The sequence below is a fragment of the Psychrobacter sp. FME5 genome, assembly GCF_014861375.1.
GTDB lineage: Bacteria > Pseudomonadota > Gammaproteobacteria > Pseudomonadales > Moraxellaceae > Psychrobacter.
Genome location: NZ_RRYX01000200.1, coordinates 1 through 2153 on the forward strand (window position 1 = coordinate 1; position 2153 = coordinate 2153).

Sequence of the window (2153 nt, forward strand, 5' to 3'; positions counted from 1 at the left end):
ATTACCCCCATTTGGATTATTCTTTAGGGGTGACAACTATCCTGCCATAGGGGGTTAGGGTGTATTTACACCAGTCGTAGAATATATCGCCATTAATATTTTTATCAAAGTAATCAAGCGCAAACAGCATCTTTTTATATAAAGCACCAATAACATTGGTTCGCTTTTTTGCTTGCCAGTTGTAGCGATCAATGCAAGGCTTTCCTATTAGTGCATAGCCGTAAGGGCGAATAGTGTCAGCCTCAAAGCCGCTTTCATCCATATAAATAATGGGATAGCCTTGCTTCATAAAACGATCAAGCTTACTTTGATATTCCGCTCTTTTGATCGGACATGATTTTGGATGTTCTAAGGTCTTTTTTTGACTGATGCCAAGACGCTTTAAGGCCGACTCAATGCCTGACTTACTGCAACCTAAACGATGTGCTCGCTCGTACATATAATCGTCTGGATACTGCTTAACATCTTTCAATAATGCTTCATTTGATATTTTAGTCGGTGCTTTATTTCTAGTCGTTTTAGCAACTAAGCTCTGCTGCCAGCTGTGAATTGAGCTTGTGCTAAGCTGATAAAAGTTAGCAGCTTCTCGAATGGTCATGCCGTCTTTAATGCTACGCAGTACTTGCTTGCGAAAGTCGATTGAATAGGTCATCGTTTATTTCACTAGATGAATTAGTTATAAACATTGTATCGGTTTTATCTAAGATTGACTATATTATCCTATTCCATCAATTAATCGATGAGCAAAGTTTATCCATATCATAATAATAAGTATAATTATCCGAACTATCTTTTAGTACTGCATAGGTTTTTTGCTCTAAATTTTTGTAATCATAACCCATCAAGAATACAGTACCATTTTTCAAAACCGTTTTCTTATCATTGCACTCAATAATATATTGTGGACTAAGGTTTAAAACATCATCTTCATTGTTATATACTGTAAGGAAATTCACTTGTTCAATTTTTCCAATATGAACCTGCATGGGTAAATCATCGAATGCTCCAGTCTGTATACTTTCATGATTTTTATTTATTTCAGATAAGATATTATCACCAATCTCTCGATATTTACTGTTTAAATTTTCATCTATATGGACGACGACGAAATTTCTTTTAATACCATATACTGACGTTTTTCCAATAATTTTATCGATAGTTTTTGTTTCGTTATATCTTTTAATAAAATAATGATATTCTGTGGAGTCTGAAAGAGTGGTGAAGTCAGTTAATACATTTTGACTGTCAATGTTATTAACATACGTAAATCTCAAGGCTGTATCAGCATACGGTTTAATATCTTCTAAAATAATTTCTAGCTGATTTTTAGTTAATGACTTATAGCATTCAGTTGCTATAGAGCAGTCTGTCATACTTGACAATGAATCATTCTCAGCTTCAGTTTGAGTACTATTTATACAGCTACAAAGTACTATTATTGAAAGAGTTATTGTTATTAATTTCTCCATAAGAACCTCTTTATTGAAAAGATTTCAGTATTTCTGGTGAAGATTCTTCTAACCAGTTTTCAATGATTTTAGCATTTTTTGCCAATATTTCTCTTTTATTAGTGCCGTTGACAATCCATCTAGCTTGAACATAATCTATAGTTGAGCTATTGATGTAATCAGAAAGTTTTTTTCCAGTGAAAGTCCCTTCTTTCATTCCATAAATTATTATTGGCACAGAATGCTTATATTCGGATACTAGATCAGGGGATTTCACAAAATTAACATTCAGAATTTCAGTAAATCTCTGATAGTTTGTTTTTCCTGTTATCTGGATGAGTCCACGACCTCTATATTTAAAACCATCACCAGGTTTGTCATTTCCAAGCACTTTTGCTTTAGTTGGATTGTGCTCTATATCATATTCATTAAAATATTCTCTTGAACCTACTTCTGGTAGGTTGCTGAATAACATAATAGGGTTTGTATAGTCAGATGACCACAAAAATGTTATAAAATAAATCAATTAAACGATTACCAGTATAAACGACCATGACTTACTCCCTAGATTATCGCAAACAAGTTTTAAAAAGCTTAGATGAGGGCATGACCTTTGCCGAAGCTGCTGTTTTCTATGATATAGTCAATCTCACCTAAAAGTGTTATAAACTAATTATCAAACCCAATTGTTACCATAAACACTAT

The 2153-nt window shown here is 33.2% G+C and carries 3 protein-coding genes; all 3 read right to left on the bottom strand.

The window, feature by feature from the left end; genetic code table 11:
• Positions 1-16: 16 nt before the first annotated feature.
• Positions 17-652 (bottom strand): IS630 transposase-related protein, encoded by a 636-nt coding sequence (locus tag EI161_RS14060; protein WP_225735413.1) that lies wholly within the window; start codon positions 650-652, stop codon positions 17-19.
• A 76-nt stretch (positions 653-728) separates the two neighbouring features.
• Entirely contained in the window at positions 729-1469 is a 741-nt protein-coding gene (locus EI161_RS14065) for a hypothetical protein (protein ID WP_192524812.1), read from the bottom strand.
• Positions 1470-1479: 10 nt separating this feature from the next.
• Positions 1480-1923 carry a hypothetical protein gene (locus EI161_RS14070; protein ID WP_192529891.1) on the bottom strand — a complete coding sequence of 148 codons (444 nt, stop codon included), beginning with the start codon at positions 1921-1923 and terminating at the stop codon, positions 1480-1482.
• Positions 1924-2153 lie beyond the last annotated feature (230 nt).

What these genes read in the sequence shown, in the direction of transcription:
- EI161_RS14060 (WP_225735413.1), bottom strand. Translation starts at nt 652, where the DNA reads ATGACCTATTCAATCGACTTTCGCAAGCAAGTACTGCGTAGCATTAAA.
- EI161_RS14065 (WP_192524812.1), bottom strand. Translation starts at nt 1,469, where the DNA reads ATGGAGAAATTAATAACAATAACTCTTTCAATAATAGTACTTTGTAGC.
- EI161_RS14070 (WP_192529891.1), bottom strand. Translation starts at nt 1,923, where the DNA reads ATGTTATTCAGCAACCTACCAGAAGTAGGTTCAAGAGAATATTTTAAT.